The 21667-nt window shown below is 52.2% G+C and carries 23 protein-coding genes; 1 reads left to right on the top strand and 22 read right to left on the bottom strand.

The features are described from left to right. Positions 1-187 precede the first annotated feature (187 nt). The 15 genes from NST96_RS12700 to NST96_RS12630 all read right to left on the bottom strand — a co-directional run bounded on the left by NST96_RS12700 (position 188) and on the right by NST96_RS12630 (position 15847). Positions 188-1486 carry an amidohydrolase gene (locus NST96_RS12700; protein WP_024985013.1) on the bottom strand — a complete coding sequence of 433 codons (1299 nt, stop codon included), beginning with the start codon at positions 1484-1486 and terminating at the stop codon, positions 188-190. Positions 1487-1501: 15 nt separating this feature from the next. Beyond that, the gene (locus tag NST96_RS12695) at positions 1502-2125 is read right to left on the bottom strand and encodes a redox-sensing transcriptional repressor Rex (protein ID WP_003387037.1); all 624 of its coding nucleotides are present in this window, start codon (positions 2123-2125) and stop codon (positions 1502-1504) included. Positions 2126-2141: 16 nt separating this feature from the next. After that, entirely contained in the window at positions 2142-3041 is a 900-nt protein-coding gene (locus tag NST96_RS12690) for an MBL fold metallo-hydrolase (protein ID WP_243014323.1), read from the bottom strand. Positions 3042-3082: 41 nt separating this feature from the next. Further along, positions 3083-6007: an ATP-dependent DNA helicase DinG gene (gene dinG, locus NST96_RS12685; protein WP_342406484.1), complete on the bottom strand. Its 2925-nt coding sequence runs from the start codon at positions 6005-6007 to the stop codon at positions 3083-3085. A gap of 87 nt (positions 6008-6094) precedes the next feature. Next, complete coding sequence (locus NST96_RS12680; RefSeq protein WP_039070942.1) at positions 6095-7660, bottom strand: tetratricopeptide repeat protein; 1566 nt, start codon at positions 7658-7660, stop codon at positions 6095-6097. Positions 7661-7736: 76 nt separating this feature from the next. After that, positions 7737-8120 carry an aspartate 1-decarboxylase gene (panD, locus tag NST96_RS12675; protein WP_003387042.1) on the bottom strand — a complete coding sequence of 128 codons (384 nt, stop codon included), beginning with the start codon at positions 8118-8120 and terminating at the stop codon, positions 7737-7739. 23 nt (positions 8121-8143) lie between these two features. Beyond that, complete coding sequence (panC, locus tag NST96_RS12670; protein WP_003387043.1) at positions 8144-9004, bottom strand: pantoate--beta-alanine ligase; 861 nt, start codon at positions 9002-9004, stop codon at positions 8144-8146. Beyond that, positions 9001-9864 (bottom strand): 3-methyl-2-oxobutanoate hydroxymethyltransferase, encoded by an 864-nt coding sequence (gene panB / locus NST96_RS12665; protein ID WP_003387044.1) that lies wholly within the window; start codon positions 9862-9864, stop codon positions 9001-9003. The genes panC and panB overlap by 4 nt, the downstream gene beginning before the upstream one ends. A 263-nt stretch (positions 9865-10127) precedes the next feature. Then, the gene (locus tag NST96_RS12660; protein ID WP_311067559.1) at positions 10128-11111 is read right to left on the bottom strand and encodes a biotin--[acetyl-CoA-carboxylase] ligase; all 984 of its coding nucleotides are present in this window, start codon (positions 11109-11111) and stop codon (positions 10128-10130) included. Next, positions 11101-12324, bottom strand: coding sequence for a CCA tRNA nucleotidyltransferase (locus tag NST96_RS12655; RefSeq protein WP_024985007.1), 1224 nt, complete (start codon positions 12322-12324; stop codon positions 11101-11103). The genes NST96_RS12660 and NST96_RS12655 overlap by 11 nt, the downstream gene beginning before the upstream one ends. A gap of 132 nt (positions 12325-12456) precedes the next feature. After that, positions 12457-13578 carry an N-acetyl-alpha-D-glucosaminyl L-malate synthase BshA gene (gene bshA, locus NST96_RS12650; protein WP_031933270.1) on the bottom strand — a complete coding sequence of 374 codons (1122 nt, stop codon included), beginning with the start codon at positions 13576-13578 and terminating at the stop codon, positions 12457-12459. A gap of 18 nt (positions 13579-13596) precedes the next feature. Continuing rightward, on the bottom strand, positions 13597-14292 hold the full coding sequence (bshB1, locus tag NST96_RS12645) for a bacillithiol biosynthesis deacetylase BshB1 (protein WP_003387048.1): 696 nt from the start codon (positions 14290-14292) through the stop codon (positions 13597-13599). A 5-nt stretch (positions 14293-14297) separates the two neighbouring features. Beyond that, the gene (locus tag NST96_RS12640; RefSeq protein ID WP_003387049.1) at positions 14298-14699 is read right to left on the bottom strand and encodes a methylglyoxal synthase; all 402 of its coding nucleotides are present in this window, start codon (positions 14697-14699) and stop codon (positions 14298-14300) included. A 54-nt stretch (positions 14700-14753) separates the two neighbouring features. Continuing rightward, positions 14754-15506, bottom strand: coding sequence for a 4-hydroxy-tetrahydrodipicolinate reductase (gene dapB / locus NST96_RS12635; protein WP_003387051.1), 753 nt, complete (start codon positions 15504-15506; stop codon positions 14754-14756). Then, a complete protein-coding gene (locus NST96_RS12630; RefSeq protein ID WP_003387052.1) occupies positions 15506-15847 on the bottom strand; it encodes a nucleotide pyrophosphohydrolase in 342 nt (113 codons plus the stop codon). The genes dapB and NST96_RS12630 overlap by 1 nt, the downstream gene beginning before the upstream one ends. A 332-nt stretch (positions 15848-16179) precedes the next feature. Between NST96_RS12630 and NST96_RS12625 the strand changes: the two genes are divergently transcribed. Beyond that, a complete protein-coding gene (locus NST96_RS12625; protein ID WP_003387053.1) occupies positions 16180-17037 on the top strand; it encodes a YitT family protein in 858 nt (285 codons plus the stop codon). Between the two features lie 142 nt (positions 17038-17179). Here the strand turns inward: NST96_RS12625 and NST96_RS12620 are convergent, their stop codons facing one another. The 7 genes from NST96_RS12620 to NST96_RS12590 form a co-directional block, all read right to left on the bottom strand. Then, positions 17180-17995, bottom strand: coding sequence for a sporulation protein YpjB (locus NST96_RS12620; RefSeq protein WP_031933269.1), 816 nt, complete (start codon positions 17993-17995; stop codon positions 17180-17182). 48 nt (positions 17996-18043) lie between these two features. Beyond that, on the bottom strand, positions 18044-18643 hold the full coding sequence (locus NST96_RS12615) for a DUF1405 domain-containing protein (protein ID WP_003387055.1): 600 nt from the start codon (positions 18641-18643) through the stop codon (positions 18044-18046). Between the two features lie 74 nt (positions 18644-18717). Beyond that, positions 18718-19515: a menaquinol-cytochrome c reductase cytochrome b/c subunit gene (locus NST96_RS12610; protein WP_003387056.1), complete on the bottom strand. Its 798-nt coding sequence runs from the start codon at positions 19513-19515 to the stop codon at positions 18718-18720. A gap of 26 nt (positions 19516-19541) precedes the next feature. Then, on the bottom strand, positions 19542-20213 hold the full coding sequence (locus NST96_RS12605) for a cytochrome b6 (protein WP_003387057.1): 672 nt from the start codon (positions 20211-20213) through the stop codon (positions 19542-19544). A 1-nt stretch (position 20214) separates the two neighbouring features. Next, positions 20215-20733 carry a ubiquinol-cytochrome c reductase iron-sulfur subunit gene (locus NST96_RS12600; protein ID WP_003387058.1) on the bottom strand — a complete coding sequence of 173 codons (519 nt, stop codon included), beginning with the start codon at positions 20731-20733 and terminating at the stop codon, positions 20215-20217. Positions 20734-20962: 229 nt separating this feature from the next. Then, positions 20963-21370 (bottom strand): DUF2487 family protein, encoded by a 408-nt coding sequence (locus NST96_RS12595; protein WP_003387059.1) that lies wholly within the window; start codon positions 21368-21370, stop codon positions 20963-20965. Positions 21371-21451: 81 nt separating this feature from the next. After that, positions 21452-21667: an IDEAL domain-containing protein gene (locus tag NST96_RS12590; protein ID WP_003387061.1), complete on the bottom strand. Its 216-nt coding sequence runs from the start codon at positions 21665-21667 to the stop codon at positions 21452-21454.

Raw genomic sequence — 21667 nt, 5'->3', positions numbered from 1 at the left:
ATTATCGCGTCTCCTGGGCAGCATTGTCTTCACCTCTAAGAGCATCGTCTCACTCATCCCCACTGGAATTTCGCCATACCTCGCTTGCGGAAGTATGGCGAAAATAAGTCGGCATGGTGACCAATCAAAATCCCTCTACCTACACCTACAACCTTTCTCCTGTCCCCCATGACAGGAGCCTTTTCCCTTATCGCTTCAATTGCTGAAACATCCGGTTGGCTTCAAAAATAACGCGCTCCTCGTCGACGGTGAGAAGCTCTCTGTTGCGCATCAGGAAAGAACCGGCCACAATCGTATCCTTAACATCGCGGCCATTTGCTGCGTACACGACATGGGACACGGGATCATGAGCCGGATGGAAATGCGCCTGATGACTGTCAAGCACAATCAAATCCGCTTGTTTCCCAGTCTCGATCGTTCCGAGTGTATCCGGCTGGAATACGCCCTCTGCGCCATAACGGGTTGCCATGCGCAGCGCTTCCTCGGCTGGAACTGCGACGGGGTCGTTGTTTACGCCCTTGTGCAAAATGGCAGCCAGCTTCAGCTCCTCAAACAGGTTGAGGTTGTTGTTGCTCGCGCTGCTGTCTGTTCCGAGGGAAACGTGAATCCCTTTTGCCAGCATTTTCGGTACTGGCGCCACTCCACTTGCCAGCTTCAGGTTGCTGACGATATTATGCGATACCTTCACGTGATAGTTTGCCAAGACGTCGATCTCTTCATCCGTGAGGTGAACGGCGTGGGCGAGCAAAGTTGGACGATTGAAGACACCCAGCTTTTCCAGGTGAGCAACCGGGCGAACCCCATAATCCTTTACATTCTGACCAACTTCCCACTCCGTCTCCGACATGTGGATATGGATCGGCAGAGACAGCTCCTCCGCTTTTTCCACAATTTGTGTGATAAATTCCGGCGGGCAAGTGTACGGAGCATGTGGAGCCATCATGACGGTCACGCGTCCATCCGCCTGGTTATGCCATTCACGGGCGAAAGAAACGGCATCCCGCAGCTTTGCCTGACGCTCTTCCTCGGAGCAAAGGCCGATCATTCCGCGGCAGAGACGCGCTCTCATCCCGGACGCTTGCACGGCTTTTGCCACTTCATCCATATGATCATACATATCGACGAATGTCGTCGTACCGGTCCGAATCATTTCGATAAGGGATATGTATGTGCCCCATTTCACATGCTCGGACGTGAATTGTGCCTCCAGCGGCCACATTTTGTCTTCGAGCCACTGCTGGAGCGGCAAGTCATCCGCATAACCGCGGAGCAGCGACATTCCTGCGTGCCCGTGTGTATTGATGAAGCCTGGCAGCACATAATCCCCTTTCAGATCAATCACTTCGTCATAGCCGGAGAGATCATCGGGGGTCGGACCGACGTACGTAATACCCGCTCCTTCAAATCCGACAGCTCCGTCCTGAATCACTTCATTTTGGTCATTTGCGGTAATTACCGTTGCATGGGTCAATATGGTCTTTTTCATCGTTACACTCCATTCTTACGTCAAGTAATAAGCAAGGCTCTGCAAACTGGATGTCACATCGGCATAGTGGATCCTGACATCGCGTTCGGTGCGAATCGTGGTGGGAGCAAAATTCAAAATCCCTTCAATCCCGGCCTCAAACAGCAGGTTGGCGACCGACTGGGCCGCCGCTGCTGGCACTGTTAGGATGGCAAGACGAATTTTCTGCTCTTTCACGGTCTGAATCAGCTCTTCCAGTGGCTGAATGGTGATTCCCGCGAGCACTTTTCCGCATTTGGCCGGGTCATTGTCAAAGATAGCCGCAATCCGCATGTAATCCTCTACCTGCGCATTGTAATTGCTAATGGCGTGTCCCAGATGCCCGGCCCCGATCAGCGCCACGCGAATTTCCTCGCTCAATTTTAAGATCTGACGGATTTTTTCTACCAAATAGTTCACGTCATAGCCGATGCCCTTTTTGCCGAAATCCCCAAAGGAAGAGAGATCTTTTCTGATTTGCGCAGGGTTGACGTCGAGATTTTTGCCCATCTGCTGGGAGGACACCGTCGTCACGCCCACTTGCTGCAGATAGCTTAGGTAGCGCAGATAAATCGGCAACCGGCGCACAACCGCTTCCGAAATCTTTTCACTTTTGGCCACGTACGGTCGATCCTCCTTACTTTTTTCTTTTCAAAACGCGATAATCCTTTCCATTGGAGAGGATCGTGATGGTTCCGTTCTGACTGGTAATGTAGGTCTCAGCCCAGGATTCGCCGAGCCGCTCCAGCACTTCTTCCTGGCCATCCTTTAGCTTTTCTCTCGGCTTTCCGGTTAAAATGACCGCCACTTGCGGATCCACCTTGCTCAAAAATGGCTGCGAGGAAGCCTGATTGCTGCCTTGAGCAGCAACCTTCAAAACCGCTGCTTTCAATTGATCTGCGTGTTTCTCAAGCAGCCTCTCCTCGGCCTTTTCATTCATCGCACTGGCGAAGAGAAAAGACAACTTGTCATGCCGCAATTGAAAGACAAGGGAGTTGTCTTGCGGAGACAGGAACAGCGGTTCACTCGGGTGCAGGACCTGGAGCATCACGTCTTCGTCCAGTCTGATTGCTTCTCCGTCAGTAACAGTCACTGCCTTTTTTGCTGCTTTGAGCGGGGCCGCGTTGCGAATCGAAGACTCAATCGGACGGGGCAAAATGATGTTCTCTACAAGCACCCGCTCCACAAGAAAAGCGAAGCCCCCTGCGTGCCCCGGCAAATCATTTGTCAAGACCACGTAATCCAACCGGGTAATTTTCCGTTCGGTCAGCGCCGCAAACAAGCGGGGCCAATCCTCAGCGCTTCCGGTATCAACGAGCATGTTTTTTCCATTCGGCAATCGAATCAAGGTTGCTTCCCCGTGCGGCAGCTCCAGATAGTGGATGACAAGCCCGATGAATTCACTCTCGTCTTCACTTGCGAACGGATCTTCTACTTTTACCGCCTTTTGCAAGTGGTTGTCGATCGAGCAGCCGGGTATCAAAAGCATTGTGACAGCCAACACCAACAGCCAAGCTCTTCCCGCTTTCCACAGCATTTATTTTATCACCTATATCCCTGTGAGACTATTGATTCATTTTATGAATCAGACAGGGATTGCATGCCCCGAAGAAACGGAGCGATGTCTTCGCGCAGGGTTGTCCAGGGGCCTGTTCTCGTATCGAAAGGTGGGAGCGATTTGAGAAACGAGCGTCCGTAGCGGGATTCCACGATGCGTGTATCAAGCACGACAACTACACCGCGATCGTCCTGGTGGCGGATCAGTCTTCCGACCCCTTGTTTGAATTGGATGACAGCCTGAGGCAAAGCGATCGACATAAACGCGTTTTTGCCCTGCTCTTTTACCTGCTCTGCCCTCGCCTGATAAATCGGGTGGTTCGGCGGAGTAAACGGAAGGCGTACAATCACCAGACAGCTCAATGCCTCGCCCTGGATATCTACCCCTTCCCAGAAGCTGCTCGTCCCCAGGAGAACGCTGTTTGTTTCTCTCTGGAACATGCGCACCAGCTTTGTCCGGTTGTTGCTGTCGATTCCGTGTCCGAGCAGTGTATAAGGCTCGTTGTCCAGTTGTTCCATCAAGCCTTGGTACACCACACGCAGCATCGAATAGGAGGTGAACAGGATCATTGTCCGGCCGCCTGCTGCCCTGATGGCATCCACGCATCCCTGAATCACGGCCTCGAGGTACTGCTGCTCGCTCTCTTTGCCCAATGTAGGCAGATCGGATGGAATCAGCAGGAGCCCTTGCTTTTCATAACAGAACGGAGACGGCAGCTGGAGTGTTCGGACGCGCTCCTCTGGCAGCCGGTCGAGCCCCATCCTTTCCAGAATATATGAAAAGCTGTCTTTGACTGTCAGCGTCGCCGAGGTGAGAATCACGCTTCTGCGCTCGTCAAAAAGCGGTTCCGCCAAGCGTGTTGCCACTTGCAGCGGCGCAGCATGAAAGTACACTTGCTTTTTCGGGGTGCGAGACTCGATTTCCATCCAGCACACATACTCATCATCCGGCTCCAGGAGAAAGAAGTGAACCATTTCCATCCCTTCTTGCCACTCCTTCAGCAAGCCTGCAGCATCGGTATGAAGACTTTGCAGTTCAAAAGACGGCTTTTCGCCGGATGGCATGGAAGACAAAAGCGATTCCAGGTCAGACGCGTAGATCGACATCGATTCGATTACCCGCCGGGCCGTTTTTCGGATTCGCTCGTGCTTGCCGGAAAAAGACAGCGTCTGGTAACGGACCGTATCTCTTCCGGTATCGGAGGTCTCTTCTCCTCGGTCTGCCGCCCACTGATACAACAACTGCGTCAGTTGCTGGGCCTTTTCCTTGAGCCGGAGAAAATGCTCATTCATGCTTGCCCGCACCGAATTGACAGCCGCTGCCTTCTCATTTCCTGGCCAAGCCAAGAGCTGCTCGGCAAAACGGTGGAGATAGCTGCCCTCCTCCGGATTGGCTCGCTCCAGCAAAAACAAGAGCTGGGCCGTCGAAAATTGCTTGCCCAGATGGTGGGTTGCCACACTCTCCAAATGATGGGCCTCGTCAATGATCGTGATGTCATGAGCAGGCAGGATTCTTTTCTCAGCCTGCAGATCGCTGACGAGCAATGCGTGATTGACGATGAGAACATCTGCTTCGGCGGCTCTTTCCCGCGCCTGAAAGTAATAGCAGCGGCTAAACCATGGACAATTCCGGTGAAGACATGAATCCGTATCGCTTTTCACCTGCTGCCAGTACAACTGGCCGGTTGACGGCATGCTTAATTCTTCGACATCCCCGGTCTCGGTCTGGGTCAGCCAGGTCACCATTTGGCCTTTCACCAGCCGGAGCTCCTGGCTGCTGCCTTCCATGGACTCTTCCAGACTCTGTTCAAATTTTCGCAGACAGAGGTAGTTCCCTCTCCCCTTGAGCGTGGAAGCCCGGAAGGAGAACGGGAGCGACTGCTGCAGCGCGGGGATTTCTTTGTGAAACAGCTGCTCCTGGAGCTGAATCGTATTCGTACTGATGACGACAGGCTCGCGCCGCTGCTTCGACCAGAGGATGGCCGGCAGCAAATACGCGAGAGATTTGCCGGTGCCGGTCCCCGCTTCCACTAGCAGGTGAGATCCCTTCTCCATCGAGTCAAAAATGGCCCGCATCATCGATTCTTGGGCCTCCCTCCGCTGGTACCCCGCAAGGTTGCGGGAAAATGCGGCTTCTTCCCCAATCATCTGTTCGATCATGTCCTCAAACGAAGAAGTGGCCGGCAAGCCTGGGCTTTCTTCCCTTTTCAGAGAAGCTTTGAGGCGTTCCGGCTTTTTGCGCAGAGCAAGCTGCCTGTACACATCCCATTTTTCGGAATCGTCCGGGTCTGACATCCCGTCAGCGTCCCGCCCGAGCGTATCCAACTGGTCCATCGATCCCCATTTTTTCATCTCAAAGAACCGCAAGAGCTCCGAAATATCGGAACGAAAAGAAGAGACCAGCATCTGCAGGCGTTGGATGGTCACCAGAGGCAGCTCATTTATAATGTCCAGCAGATGCAAAAACAGCTGGGCCGTAGCCAAAGCGTCACTGTCCGCCTGGTGCGGACGATCATGTTCAATGTGCAGGTCATCAGCCAATTCTCCCAACCGATAGCTGCCTTGCATCGGCAACAGGAAGCGAGAGAGCTCGACCGTGTCCAGTACATATCCGTCAAACGTATAATAGCCCTGGCTCAGCAGGGCTTCTTGCAAAAACTGAAGATCGAAGCTGGCATTATGCGCGACGAATGCCCGTCCTTCCAGCATGCGAAGGAATCGCGGCAGGACCTCCTCCATTGTTGGCGCATCCGCTACCATCTCGTCGGTAATGCCAGTCAATTGCTTAATAAAAGGGGGAATCGCCTGTCCCGGCTTGATCAGGGTGGAAAATGACTCGGTAATATGTCCGTCGTCAATCGTAACGGCACCGATCTGAATGATGCTGTCTCCCTGTCTGGGATGGCTCCCCGTGGTTTCGAAGTCTACTACGATGAAACGATTCAAGCTATGGTCACCTCGTACTTGCGCGGCCCGTATCATGTCCGCTTCCCTAACACTTCGGCAAAGACCGGGAAATTTCCTGCTCCCCGTTCAAGGATGCAATAGTTCGCTCTCGGTTACGGGTTCCCCCAGCTTGCCTGCGCACATTTGCAGATAAAACGGTATTTCCCTGAAGTGATCGCTGTGCGGCAATACCCGGCGGAAATATTGTTCGGCCAGTCGCCAGTTTTCCTCTGCCAAGGCGATCCGCCCCAGGTGGTAGTATCCGAGTGATCGGACGTATGGATCCTGGTCTTCGGTAAACGGCTTTGCCAGTTGTTTGGCCGCCAAAATATCCCCCATCCATTCATAGGCCGTGATCATTCCCGATTGGGCAAGGCGATGATCCCGCTGCTTCAGCAAAATGAACCGGAAGGCTGCCAATGCCTCTTCGATTTTGCCGTCAAATAACAGCATCCAGCCATAGCTAAAGGTAAAGTCGAGCTGATCGGGGGCCAGGGCGATCGCCTTTTTCATCAATGTCAAAGCGCGGCGCGTTCCGGCGATGAGCCACGTGTTCCAGGCCAGCCCATGCCAAGCATGGCCGTCTTGCGGATAACGCTCGGTCAGGAAGTGATAGCAGATCTGTGCCCGGTGGTAATTCCCCAACGATTCATAGAGGGAGGCCATCTCCTGCAGCGTCGCGCTGTCAAGATTGCGGTTGGGCAGCCTAAGTCCGCCAGGCGGCGCCAGCTCCGCTGCCGGGTCGCTCATTTGCAGCAGACGGGCTGCCCGCAGCCAAAGCATCTGCGCTTCCCAATCCTGTTCTCCTTCATCGAGCACCTTCTCGATCGTCTCCATGGCCTCGTGGATGTATCCGTCTTCCAGATAGCACAGCGCCAAGTTAAACCAGGCATCCCGGTGATCGGGCTTGATCGAAACGGCTTCCTTGAACGCTTGGGCAGCTTCCAGCCACTGCCGTTCTTCGGCCAGGATGCATCCGATGGCATTATAGCTGATCGCCGTGACCGCAGGGGAGCTGGCCGATCTGCTAAGGAGGCGAAATTCCCGCAGCGCCGTTTCCTTTTCACCGCAAAACAAGAGACTGTACCCGTAATACAACCGCCCGCTTTCCCAGTCCGGAGACTGGTCTACCAGCTCGGCAAAACAGCGTTTGGCATCCTGGTACATCCGGAGGTGGTAAAAGCCCTCTCCTTTCCGAAACATATGCTCATATTCCCGATGCAACTCGAGGTGACCCTGCTTTTGCTGGGAAGCTGCTTGTGCCAAGGACTGCTCTTCGGCCGTAGTCGCGCCGTCTGTCAAAGCGGATTGCAAATCCTTCCACGCAGATGTGGAAGCGTTTTGATCTGCTTTTGGCTGTTTCCCCTCGGTCTTCGGCTTGTCCTGTGATGTATACGATTGTCCAGCAAGAGGCTCGCCAAAAGCTTCTTCCTGCTCATCATCCTGGCCTTCCATCTTTTTAATCTGCCGAATTGCAGCAGACAGCTTCTCTTCAAACTGCAGCCACAGATCGACGACTCTGTCGCTTACCTGGCGAAGCTGAAACAACTGATCAGCAAGCTGAAGCTTTTCATGCTCGGAAGCCGCCGGCCACCTTTGTTCAATTGTTTCCGCTTTTGTTTGCAATGTATCAAACCATTCTTCCAGCTTCAAAAAAAAGCCACCCCCTGTGAGGCGTGTGTAGTCTCATTGTTTCACAAGGGATGGGGCTCTATGCAGATTCTCCCGATTAATAGACGGTGGCGTGTACTTCCTCGGCGAGAAGCTGTGCAATTTTATTGTGCTCATCCATGATCGCAACCCGCGGTTTGTGGCTGCGGGCTTCTTCATCGCTTACCAGCGCATAGGAAATGATGATGACGATATCGCCGGGCTGCACCAACCGGGCTGCCGCTCCATTCAGGCAAATAACGCCGCTTCCCGGTTCTCCCTCGATCACGTACGTCTCCAGACGAGCTCCGTTGTTGTTGTTGACAATCTGCACTTTTTCATTCGGCAAGATGTCCAAGGCATCGAGAATGTCCTTGTCAATCGTAATACTTCCTACGTAATTCAGATTCGCTTCCGTTACCGTTGCCCGGTGAATCTTTGCTTTCATCATCGTACGAAACAAAGGGGAATCCTCCTTTTCCTGCATCAAACTGTCACAATCACGTTGTCAATCAAGCGTGTTTTGCCAAATCGCACAGCCAGGGCGATCAATACCCGGTCTCCCTTTTCCGGTGCTTCTGGCTTTGTCAAATCAGGGTATCGCAACAGCTCTACATAATCGATGTCCGCCAGCGGCTCGGCCTCGATGGTACGGATCATCTCATCCCGGACGCTATCGAGGTCTGCTCCGCTCGCCACTTTCTTTTCGGCTAGCTGCAGGCTGCGGTACAAGACAGCAGCCTGTTTTCGTTCTTCGGCGCTGAGATAAACATTTCGCGAGCTCATCGCCACGCCGTCTGCTTCGCGGACAATCGGGCAAGGGATGATGGTCACAGGCACGGAAAGATCCCGTACCATCTGCTCCACAACAGCAACCTGCTGCGCATCCTTTTGTCCAAAAAAGGCGTAATCGGGCTGCACGATCTGGAACAGCTTCAAAACGACTGTCGCCACGCCGTCAAAATGACCGGGACGGGAGCGGCCGCAGAGCGGTTCCGAGACGCCTGAGACAGAGACGTTTGTTTTTACTTGCTGCGGGTACATTTCCCCTACACTGGGCGAGAACACAAAGTCAACACCGGCAGACGCCGCCATCTTCAAATCCCGCTCCATATCGCGAGGATAACGGTCAAAATCCTCGTTTGGCCCAAACTGCAGCGGATTGACGAAAATGCTCATTACGACGATCTCACAGTGTTTTTTTGCTTCATTCACCAAACTGAGGTGTCCCTCATGCAAGTAACCCATCGTCGGTACGAGCCCAACCCGTTTTCCCTGACGACGAGCTTCTTTCAGATGCTGCCGCAGCTCGGCAATCGTCACTACTTGCTGCATGGTCTGCATCATGACCGTAATCCCCCTCCTCCGTACAGCTTCGAAACCATTTCTTCTTTGGCATGAAAGACATGTTCCGGAGCAGGGAAACGGCGTTCCTTTACTTCGGATACATAATCACGCACTGCGTCCCGGATGGAAGTGCCGACATCCGCGTACCGTTTCACGAACTTCGGCTGCAATTGCGACGCATACCCCACCAGGTCATGAAAAACGAGGACTTGTCCATCGCAAGAACTGCCAGCGCCGATGCCGATAACCGGAATGTCCAGTTTGGCGGAAATAAGCGCTGCCACCTCTTCCGGCACACATTCCAGCACGAGGGAGAAAATGCCTGCCTCCTGCAATGCTTCCGCCTCGTCCATCAGCCGGCGCGCCGCTTCCAGATCCCTTCCCTGGACCTTGTAGCCGCCTAATTGATGAACAGCCTGGGGGGTCAAGCCGATATGACCCATCACGGGTATGCCCGCCTGCACGCAACGTTTTACGAGCGGAACAAGTTCGGTGCCCCCCTCCATTTTGACGGCCTTTGCCAACCCTTCCTGCAAGAGCCTGCCCGCATTTTTCACGCCTTCTTCTACGGTACCGTGATAGCTGAGAAACGGCAAATCCGCCACGACGAACGCTCTCTTGGCCGCTCTGGTCACAGCTTTGGTATGGTGCAGCATGTCATCCATTGTCACTGGCAGCGTCGAGTCGTATCCGAGTACGACCATGCCGAGTGAATCACCGACAAGGATCATTTCGGCCCCGGCCTCTTCCACCAGCTTGGCTGAGGGAAAATCGTAAGCGGTAATCATGGCGATTGGTTCGCCCGCATGTTTTTTTGCGCGCAGATCAGACGTTGTGATCGGCGCCAGGTTGTTTGTCATCTCTCTCCCACCTCTACATGCGCCCTTTCCCGTGAGACCAGTACGGAAACAAAAAAACCTTCTCGCCGATAAAGGGAGAAGGTTGTCCACGCAAATACCTGGCAACATCATCAATGTCGCCGGATTCCTTCTGTCTCGGTCCACACAGGCTCTGAGCAGATTGTTGTCCATAGCATTACACAGAATGAAAAGAAAAACCCCACATACGGGAGTGCCGGTCGGAAACCCGATACAGCCTCCACTCATGGAGTATATCAAAAGAATCAGGAATTTGCACCATAATTGACGTCTGCCGAGTACACCTTGTGCCTCTTTCCAGTAGCGTCTTCCAGGATCAGCACGCCTTCCTCGTCCAGGCCAATCGCCCTTCCTTCGAGCGTATACTGAATCGTGCTCACGGTAATCCATTTGCCGATCGTATAGGAGTGCTGCTCCCATTCCGATTTGACCCGCTCAAAGCCCTCCCGCAAATAGTGATCGTATTCCCGCTCAAAATTCTCGCAAAAGCGCTGGATGAAAGCGACCCGCTTGATCGGCTTGCCCGATTCGATGCGAAGGGAAGTCGCGATCGAGGACAGCTCCGGCGGGACGTCCTTTTGCTCGAGATTGGCGTTGATCCCCATTCCGATCACCAGGTAGTTGACGCGGTCCGACTCTGCATTCAATTCCGTCAAAACTCCGCTGACCTTCTTGTCGCCGATAAAAAGATCATTGGGCCACTTTATTTTGATGTCAACGCCGGTTGCTTCCCACATCGTCTTGGCCAACGCTACCGCGGTCAACAGCGTCATTTGCGGAGTTTTGGGCAGCGGAATTTCGGGTCTGATGATCAGACTCATCCAGATGCCGGTCCCCCTCGGAGAATGCCAGGGGCGGCCAAGTCGTCCCTTTCCGCCCGTTTGCTGCTCCGCGATCACTAGTGTTCCCTCAGGCGCACCTTTGGCGGCAGCCTCGTGCGCCAATGGCTGCGTCGAGAGAACGGTGTCATACGCCAGAACCTGCTGGCCGATCCGATAGGTGCTGAGTCCGGCTCTGATCTCCTCCGCTGAAAGGCGGTCGGGTGCAGCGATCAAGCGATAGCCTGATTTCCGCAGAGCCTCAAACTCATACCCGTCCTTGCGCAGCTCCTCGATATGCTTCCAGATCGCTGTACGCGAGCATCCACAGGTCTGACTCAGCTCCTCCCCGGAGATGAACTCCCCGGGTTTTTCATGAAATGCCTTGATAATCTCTTGCTTAATATTCATGACGGGCAACCTCTTTCTTCGCTTCCTCAAGCAATGCCTCCGGCGTATTCGCCAAACCGTAAAATGCCGTCTGCTCCCACAGATGCTGCAGCATGTGCTGTACCCATTGGCCGGGCTTTTTGTCCAGCAACGTATACAGTTGCTTTCCGTTCAAGGCCAATTCCTGCACCGATTTGACAGGCATTTTTTCGCAGGTATCTTCCAATGATTTTTTCAAATCAAGAGCCGGCATGTTTTTCCATACGGCCTCAAGAAGATTCGACAGCTCCAGACAGAACGGCAAACCCGTTTGCAAGAGCAGGGGCCTCCAGTCGATCACAGTTGGTTCATCCCATTTCGGCTTCAATTGCGTAATATGCTGGACAAAGGAACAGACCGCTTCTGTCTCCCGTTTTGACAGCTTCAGCTCATGGCAAACGCCTCTTGCCTGATCGGGGTCAAGCCCGGCCGCATACATCAGCAATGCCCATTTTTGCGGAAGGTTCGCAAGGAAAGGCAATCGCGAGACATACTCCTGTCTCACCGAGAAAAGGCGCTGCAGCAAAGGTGATGTGTGCAGTGCTGCCGTCTCCGCCAAAAGCCTTGCCCCTACCTCCGGCGCTGGACTGTCCATGATTTTATGCAGTTCATCACGAACTCGCTCCATCGCGATATGGGACAGCAGAAAAGAGGTTTCGCTCATGGCTGCAAGAGTTGCGGGCTCGATCTGAAAGTGTAATTGTGCGGCAAAGCGAACAGCCCGCAAAATACGAAGCGCATCCTCTCGAAAGCGTTGAACCGGTATGCCTACCGCGCGAATCAGACCGTTTTCCAGATCAGCCTTGCCCTGAAGGGGGTCTTTCAAACAGCCATTCCGATCCATGGCAATGGCATTCATCGTAAAGTCCCTTCGCTCCAAATCGATTCGCAGCTCCGAGACAAAACTGACTTCGCTCGGCCTGCGAAAATCTTCATACCTTCCTTCAGTGCGATAGGTCGTCACTTCATAGAGCGAGCCGTCCAGCTTGACAGAAACAGTCCCATGCTTGAGTCCTGTCGGCACATGGTCGGGGAACAAGCGCATCACGTCGCCTGGATGGGCATTGGTACATATGTCTATATCATGCACAGGTCTATTCAGCAGCCAGTCACGGACGCAACCGCCGACGAAATAAGCCTCGTACCCGTTTTCCTCCAGTATTTTCAAAATGATTTCTGCCTGTTTCTTTCCCACACGTTACACTCCGTTTTCGTCCGCCCTGGTTAGTAGGAGGCGTAGTTGATGAAATTTCTCATGGGTTTATTTATTATGATTTCGAAGCTGTTTCAGCTTGCAAAAAGCAGTCCGGTCCGTTCCGTCCATAAATCAAGATTGATTGATTAATTGCAGATAGAGCGACTCGTACTCCGAAGCGATCTTGTCGTGACAAAATGTTTCACATGAGCGCTCGATGCTGCTCCGGGAAAAGCGGGCGTACAATTCTTCATCCTGCAGTAAACGCAGCGTCTGTTCAGCCATTCCAGCCACATCTCCGATTGGGCGGAGAAACCCGCACACGCCGTCCAACACGACTTCCGGCAAGCCGCCAGCCAGTGTAGCGACCACAGGTACGCCACATGCCATCGCTTCCAAGGCTACGAGTCCAAAGCTCTCTTTTTCGGAAGGAAGCAGCATCACATCCGCCATCGAGATGACTTCGGCAACATCCTCCTGCTTCCCGAGGAAATGAACGTCTCCCTCCAGGCCTTTTTCAACGATTTTCTGGCGTACCATGCTCAGATCAGGCCCTTCTCCGATCAACAGCAGCTTTGCCGGCATCTGATCCCGGACCCTTGCGAAGACTTCAATCACGTCCTGTGAACGCTTGACCGGTCGGAAGTTGGAAATATGCATGATAATTTTCTCGCCGTTCGGGGCAAATACCCGCTTGATTTCGCTTACTTCCTTGGGGTAGTACCGGCGCTTGTCGACGAAGTTATACACAGGGACAATGTCTTTCTCCACGTGAAGCAATTCTTTTGTCTGGCGTATCAAATCATGGGATACCGCCGTGACCATGTCGCTTTGTTCGATCCCAAAGCGGATCAGGCTGCTCAAGCTCGAATCGTAACCGAGCACCGTGATATCGGTCCCGTGCAAAGTCGTGACGATTTTAAGCTGCTCGCCCACCATCTGTTTGGCCAGATAGGCACAGAGAGCATGCGGTACGGCGTAGTGAACATGCAGAACGTCCAGCTTCTCGTTCTTTGCCACTTGTGCCATGCGGTTCGCCAGCGTCAGATCATAGGGCGGATATTTGAAGACGTCGTAATGACTGACCTCTACCTCGTGATAAAAAATGTTGGGGTGAAACTTCCCGAGGCGAAACGGCATGCTTGATGTAATGAAATGCACCTGATGCCCGCGTTCGGCAAGAAGCTTCCCCAGCTCTGTCGCCACAACGCCAGAACCTCCCAGTGACGGATAGCAGGTAATTCCGATGTTCATTCTTGATTTCACCTCTGTTTACAAACGATCCAGCACATAGGGTGTGGCGCTGACAAACCCTTCGGCATACATAACACCAGACTGCTGTCCGAATAACCGCTCCCGGTATTCCACTGATTCCAGATAGCCGTTATTCAACGGGGTAGCGACTGTCCCCTCTTCACGTTCAAATTGGCTCCGGTAACAGCGCAGCACATCCATTTTTTCTTTGTAGACAGATGTAATGTCTACAACGACATTTGGTGTCACGGTCGTATTGATAAAGTAGTACAACAGTTTTTCCGGACGATAAGCAGGAAGCGACAGGCCAGCCGGGTACTTGCGGATTCCCGCGGAAAACACGGCTTCGCGGACGATTCTGCTCACGCTTTCGTGATCGGGATGCCGGTCTTGCCAATAAGGAGCGAGCACAACGCGCGGTTTGATCTGCCGAATCAAATCGACCGTCCGGCTGATAGCCTCTTCCTTTACAGCTTCCAGGCCGCGGTCAGGCAACCCGAAATTGTACCTTGTAATTCCCCCTAAAGCCCGGTCTGCCGCCGCTGCTTCCTGCTGCCTGCGCTCTACGGTCCCATTGGAAGAGAGCTCTGCATAGGTCAAGTCCAGGATTCCGACACGCTCTCCTCGTTTTGTGGCGAGCAGCAAGGTTCCTGCGGCGCCTATTTCCACGTCATCGGGATGCGCTCCGATTGCCAGGATATCTACACGATCCATGCGTTTCACTCCTTGTGAACAATTTCCCGCCAGCTAAGCTCACCGCGTTCCAGAGCTTTCAATAAGACCTCAGCCGTTCCCAGATTGGTGGCAAACGGGATTTTGTGCACGTCGCAAAGTCTCAGCAAAGCGATAATATCCGGCTCATGAGGCTGAGCCGTCAGCGGGTCGCGCAGGAAGATGATCAGATCCATTTCATTCCGTGCGATCATGGCCCCAATCTGTTGGTCACCACCAAGCGGTCCGGAAAGGAAACGAGTCAGGGTCAAGGAGGTCGCCTCCATGATCCGAAGACCTGTCGTACCGGTTGCATACAGCTCGTGTTCAGATAAAATGCCTTCGTACGCCATGGATAGGTTTACAATCTCTTCTTTCATCCGGTCATGGGCAATCAATGCGATTTTCAATCAGACCTCTCCCTTGCTGTCAGTAGGAATTAAACGATCGTTTAAAAATGCAACCTAGTCGATCAAATGCTCCAGTCCATAGACCAATTGATTGAGGTTCATCACGGCTTTAATGGCCATGTTCACGCCAGGCATGAACGATTCGCGGTTGATCGAATCGTGCCGAATCGAAAGAGTCTGACCAGTCGCTCCAAACAGCACTTCCTGATGAGCCACCATCCCCGGCAAACGAACGCTGTGGATGCGAAAACCATCGTAGTCAGCGCCCCTGGCTCCAGCGATTGTTTCTTTCTCTTCCGGATGCCCTTGCTTCATGTTCTCCCGGACAGCAGCGATCATTTCTGCTGTTTTCAATGCGGTTCCGCTTGGTGCATCCAGCTTTTTATCGTGGTGAAGCTCGATAATTTCCACATGCGGCATGTATTTTGCTGCCATCGCCGCGAATTTCATGCACAAAATGGCCCCGATCGCAAAGTTCGGGGCAATAATGGCTCCAAGCCCCGCTTCTTTATAGCGGGCCGTCAAGTCTTCCAATTGCTCCGGAGTAAGCCCGGTCGTCCCGACAACCGGTCTTACATTGTGACGCAAGCACAGCTCCATATGCCGATAAACCGTATGCGGAGTCGTGAAGTCAACCAGCACATCCGGCTTCATCTCTGCCAGCTGCCGCTCAATTTCTTCATCACTCACCCTCGTGTCCAATGCTCCAGTATAGACCAGCTCCTGATCCTCGCCAAGCATTTTGACGACTTCTTGTCCCATTCGGCCTTGCGCTCCTGCAACCGCGATACGAATCTGTTTTTCCATCATTCTTCCGTCTCCTCTATTCTTGTCCACCGGTCTTTATCCCGTGTGTTGAACTTATGCATGATACGGTCAAATGCCTCTTGCAGGTCGATGCCGAGCGAATTGGCAAAACAGAGCACAATAAAGAAAACATCACCCAGCTCCTCTTCGACCGTTTTTTCGCCCTCATCCTTTTTCTTTGGCTTTTCGCCGTAAAAATGATTGATCTCCCTTGCCAGCTCGCCCACTTCTTCTGTCATTCGGGCCATCATTGCCAAGGGGGAAAAATAACCTTCTTTAAACTGTGATATGTATTGATCTACTTCTTGCTGGATTTCCTCCAGGGTTTTGCGCTGAGTCATCGGGTCACTCCTTTTGCAGCCTTGATTTGCCATTGCCTTTATCGTAACCGAAACAGGGCCGTTTGCCAAATCTCAATACGCTGCGACTGGCAGCATATGGACATTTCCATCAGCCTTCAATTATAATGGCTGTCGTATACATCAAAGCAACTAGGTATGATAAACAAAGTTTCGCCAGTATGAAGGAGGCACCCGAAGGGCACGGGATCTGGCTGCGCATGGATGCTTATTCGAGGCAGTTTCGCCAGTTTAAGGAGGCACCCGAAGGGCACGGGATCTGGCTGCGCATGGAAGCTTATTCGAGGCAGTTTCGCCAGTTTAAGGAGGACTTTATGAAAATTCGGTTGACAAGCATTATTGCCATCATCATTGGTTCTGCCATCATGGGGTTTGGCATTAACGCCTTTAATATTCCCAATAACCTGGCAGAAGGCGGAATCACAGGGATCAGTATCTTGATCAAGCTGCTTTTCCCGAGCGTCGACCAAGGTATTGTGTTTTTCTTGCTGAACATTCCCCTGTTCATCCTCGGCTGGAAGGTTTTGGGGCGGACTGCTTTCATCTATACCATTTTGGGAACTGTCTCGTTATCCGTTTTTCTCTCCTTGTTTGAAGGTGTCTACCCGATGCCGATGCAGGACCGCCTGCTCGCCTCCCTGTTTGCCGGGGTTGCTGTAGGTGTCGGACTGGGGATCATTTTCCGATACGACGGAACGACGGGTGGAGTCGACATCATTGCCCGATTGCTGCAAAAATACATGGGAATTAGCATGGGACGTACACTCTTTTTCGGAGATATTCTCGTCATCGGAGCATCCCTTGTCTATTTGAATGTGGAAAGCGCGATGTACACGCTGGTGGCGGTATTTATCGCTGCGCGAGTGATCGACTTTTTTCAGGATGGAGCGTATGCCGGAAAAGCGCTCACCATCATTTCCGATCACGCAGACGACATTGCCAAACAAATTCTTGACCTTGGCCGCGGCGTAACACTTTTGGCGGGAAAAGGGGCATTCTCCGGCGCAGAAAAGCAAGTCGTCTATGTCGTCGTTAGCCGAAATGAGGTAATGCGCTACAAAAGCATCGTACAGGGCATCGATCCTCACGCGTTTGTGATCGTCAATGATGTTCATGAGGTGCTTGGCGAAGGCTTTACATTGGACGAAAACAAGCAGCCTATACGGAGTTAACGATTTAAGCCAATCAACGGGAAAACACCTCGGGATTTTTTCATCTCGAGGTGTTTTTTTCGGGAAAGTATAAAAGCCTAATAAGAAGAAAAAGAGGGCAGGCATAAGGCGGTTAGCTTCAGCATCTATCTCCTCCACGCTGCTACGATACCGTCCGGAACTGTCCCTGATACTTTTTCCACGCTACGTAGGCCAAGGTCATCAAAACAGCCGCTACGATGCTGAAAATCAATCCAAAAGGCGATTCGCTGCTGATCAGGTAGGCAATCGTGCTCTTGTCTTCGCCGATAAAAGCTTCCTGCATGCTGGTTTGCAGTTCCCGCAGAGCGCTCCGGATTTGATTCCATTCGATTTTGCTGTTCCTCATTTCCTTGGAGATGGCGTCATATGCCGAATCGATTTTCTTTAGCTGTTGTTCGGGAAGATGGATCGTCATCGCTGGTCTGATCACGTGATACAACCGAGAGTTTTCTTCGAATTGTTCGCGAAAATGAGCGTAATCACGCTTGACCGCAGATTCCAACAAATCCTGCAGCTGTGCAGAAACGGACGTGTAATAGCCCCTCCACATCGGCTGATGATCATGTGTCAGCGCGTCGATAACGACTCGTACACGAGTAGCATGCTCCAGCAGTTGCTGCTCATCGAGCGCCGTGTTGTTCAAGCCGTTCCTGGCAGCAAGAATTGATTGCGTGACCGCATTCAAGCTTTCGATTCTCAGCGTTTCCGGCAGCTGCAGATGAGGGAACTGCTCTGCCAGCATCCGGACCCGCTGCCGGGCCGACTCCAGGTCCCCTTTTCGTGCTGCGTCCAACATCTGATGAGCTATGTCATCCAATGCGGCAAGCTGCTTTTCCTCCGCCGGCCGCTCAAGGTTCGTCAGTAATGAATGAATCGGCCACGATAAGAGCAAGCCGATCACCAGGAAGAACAGCAGGAACCGGATGTTCTTCTTCACACAAAAACCCTCCTTCCCTTAGTACAACCTATGGAAAGGAGGACATGTTTAGACCTTGTTTCTGCCGAATCGCATATTGGCAAACCAAATAATCGAGATCGAAACGATACTGAGAAGCACTGTACAAAAACCGATGATACCCGTATAGGGATCGAGCACGGCAGGCAGCCACGGATGAATATCCATCACATAATCGAGGAAATCATTGTTCAATGTCCATAGTGCAGCAATTCCTACAGGAAGCCAGCTCAATTTATAAAAACGAGCATACAACACGGACTCGGCGGCCATTCCAGTATGAGAAACCAACAGCATAATATCGGTTCCGCGAATGGGATTCCCCATCATCCAGCCGGCAATGATAATCGCTACCGCCCATATGCCGTATTTAAAATTAGTAATGCCAGCGAGGGCTTCCAAAACAGGAATGTGGCGTCCGAGCAAATACGTTAGCAACACCAGGGTAAACAAACCACTGCCTGTCGGGCTGTCCGGGACGAACAAGCGAAGATACGCCGGTGTGTCAGCTAATTGATTGCCGTACCAGATGAATCCATAAATGGTTCCTAGCAAGTTTACGACAAACAGGGTCCAGAGAAACCACCTTTTCCCTAATGACTGCCAAAACCACTCCCATAACAAGCTCATGAAAATCGTCTCCCGCTATGTTCGCCGCTAAAGAAAAAGCTGACCGAACGACAGTCAGCTTTTTCTTTATAGGCTTATTTCAAGGATGCCAGGTACTCTGCAAGTTTTTGGATCTCTGCCTCGTCCTGAATCAGGCCGCCAGGCATCTGTCCTTTACCGTTCTTGATGACTTCTGCAATCTGTGCAGCGTCGAGCTGGCTACCGATCTTTTGCAGATTCGGTCCGAGTGCGCCTTCCATGTTTTTGCCGTGGCAACCCATGCAACCCGTTTGTGCTGTCCAGAGAGGATCTGGCTTGAAGCTTGGGTCGGCTGGTGCTGCAGGAGCAGCAGCGCCGGAGCCACCGCCGTGTCCGCCGCTTCCGCCCTTGCTGGAGGCATGGTTCAGAGAGTGCTCATGGTCAGCTGCCCAAGTCAGGTAAAAGATACCAACCAACGCTGTCAGCATCAGGCCTGTCGCAACAGGACGACGAGACGGACGGCGGTCTTTACCAGTGTCCAGCCAAGGTGCCAGCATCAAAGCACCGAACGCAATACCTGGGATGACAACTGTTCCGAGGACGACCCAGTCCCCTGCAGCCCAAGGATACTTGAGCAATTGGTACAGGAACAAGAAGTACCAGTCAGGCAGCGGGATGAACGAAGTGTCGTTCGGGTTTGCCAGATCGGTCAAAGGCGATGGGTGTGAAACCGTTAACACCAGGAAACCGACCAAACAAACAGCTGCGACCATCCATTCTTTCAGCAGGAAGTTCGGCCAAAACGGCTCGGATTTTCCCGGAAAATCCGAATAAGATGGGGCAATATTCGGGATGCGCTTCGCCGATATTCGGGAGTCTCCGACGAAGGTAGCATCTTTGTCCTGTTTTGCCATGCTAATACCTCCTTAGTATCGAAAACTTATAGTGGGCCCGAAATACCTTGCACCCGAATCATAACGAAGTGAGCTCCCAACAGTCCAAGCAGTGCGCCTGGGAGGAAGAACACGTGAATCGCGAAGAAGCGAGAAAGCGTCGTCGCCCCTACGATGTCCCCACCGGTCAGCAGCGTCTTCAAATAAGGTCCGATCAGGGGAACAGAGTTTGCGATCTCCAGACCTACCTTTGTTGCGAAGTACGCAGTGTTATCCCAAGGAAGCAGGTAACCGGTGAAACCGAGGCCGAGCATTACGAAAAAGATCAGAACGCCCACTACCCAGTTCAGTTCGCGTGGACGCTTGTAGGAACCGGTAAAGAATACGCGCAATGTATGTAGGAACATCATTACGATCACCAAGCTGGCTCCCCAGTGGTGCATACCGCGAACGATTACGCCAAAGGCTACTTCGTTCTGCAGGTATTTTACCGATTCGTACGCGTTGATAATATCTGGTACATAGTACATGGTCAAGAACATACCAGACAGAATTTGAATGACTGTAATAAAGAACGTAAGGCCACCAAAGCAGTAAACAAATGCAGAGAAATGGTGAGCAGGGTTTACGTGCTCTGGTACTTCATGGTCGGCCAAATCCCGCCACATCGGAGTAATGTTTAAGCGTTCATCGACCCAGTCATACATTTTTTGCAACATGTTAGCCACTCACCCCCGGACGTGGATTTGGTTTCAGTTTGCCCAGATAGAGCTTGCCGTCTTTTACTTCCGTCTCGTATTCATCGAGGGATGCTGTCGGCGGTGTACCCAGAATGTGTGCCCCTTCAATGTCATAGCGTCCAAGGTGGCACGGGCAGAAATACTCGTTTGGATGATTCGGGTCGGTATTCCAGTTGACCGTGCAACCCAAGTGCTTACAGATTGGGGACAGAGCGAGAATCTCACCCTTCTCATTCTTGGTTACCCATGCAGACAAGGTCGATTCGGATTCATACCAACCGTCCTTGGTATGTACCTTAAATTCCACAAGCTTTGGCTCTGGACCAAAATCATCGACACTACCAACAGCTACTGTATCTCCACCCGCATGGCCCTTGAGCAAGGGGTCGACCGCAAAACGGATCATAGGTGTGATCATACCCGCAGCAAGGAACCCGCCAGTTCCCATAAGTGCGTAGTTTAGAAATGTTCGCCTGGAAATTTCTCTGTTATCGCCCATCTCTTTTTCCCTCCTTATCCTGTAGAATCGCACAACGATGGCGTTTTCAATACATATACACTAGGTCAATCCCAATCATAGCTAACGCCTAAAAAGATGTCAAGAATGTCCAATAGACATGCCGCATGGCAATCGCGCAAGTAGAAGAGATTGTTACCATTTTGTCAAATATGGCATATTGCTTCTCTGATTTTCCTAGTGTCTCCAAAAATATCAAGCATTAATGCCTCTATTTCTCCTGCCACATGCGGATGACTTCCTGAGTCAAAATGTCGACCGTAACCTCGAACCGGAGGGGGGAATCGAGGTCCTCATCGCCAACTGTCAGCCTGCGCGCTTCTTGACCGAGCAGCTTGATATCATCTCCGCTGAACTGAAGCAGGATGCAATGCTGAAAGCCCTCGGGAAACTGCTGCGGGATCGGTTCGTGCCCAAATTGGTAGCAGAGTGGAAACAGAAGCACTCTCCCCTTCAGCTTCTGCTCAATCGAGGCTGCCACATTTAACAGATAACTCGTTCTCATCACATGATCCACGAGCTTTGTGTCCGGACGGTACAAATAAAGAGGGAGCAGCGCAGTATCCACGAAGGGCTGCAACTCCTCCCATTTTTCCATTTCCTGTATGTTCCATTGCATATGCCGTCTCCTCTTTCCTGTTTTTTTCTGGAGACTAGCGTATCACGAAATCCGCAGCTCTAGCAATTGTCCTTTCCCAAACTACGTGGCTTCGTAAGCCATGATTTCACGCAGCTCGTTCGTCAAGACGAGGAAGCGCTCCTTGTCCTTTTCCGCTAAAGCTTCGTCAATTTCCTGGTACAGCGTTCTCTTCCGGTACAGCCGCACTTGCTCGTCGATCAGCATTTCGGAAAGCAAACCGGATACTTGCTGATTGTTCGTTCCATATGTATTCGAATAAAAATTTGGCCACTCCAT

Origin of the sequence: Brevibacillus sp. FSL K6-2834, from assembly GCF_038592925.1 — a bacterium.
Taxonomy (GTDB): domain Bacteria; phylum Bacillota; class Bacilli; order Brevibacillales; family Brevibacillaceae; genus Brevibacillus; species Brevibacillus borstelensis.
Note: the sequence above shows the minus strand (reverse complement) of the source record. Positions and strands in the feature narration are given on the sequence as shown.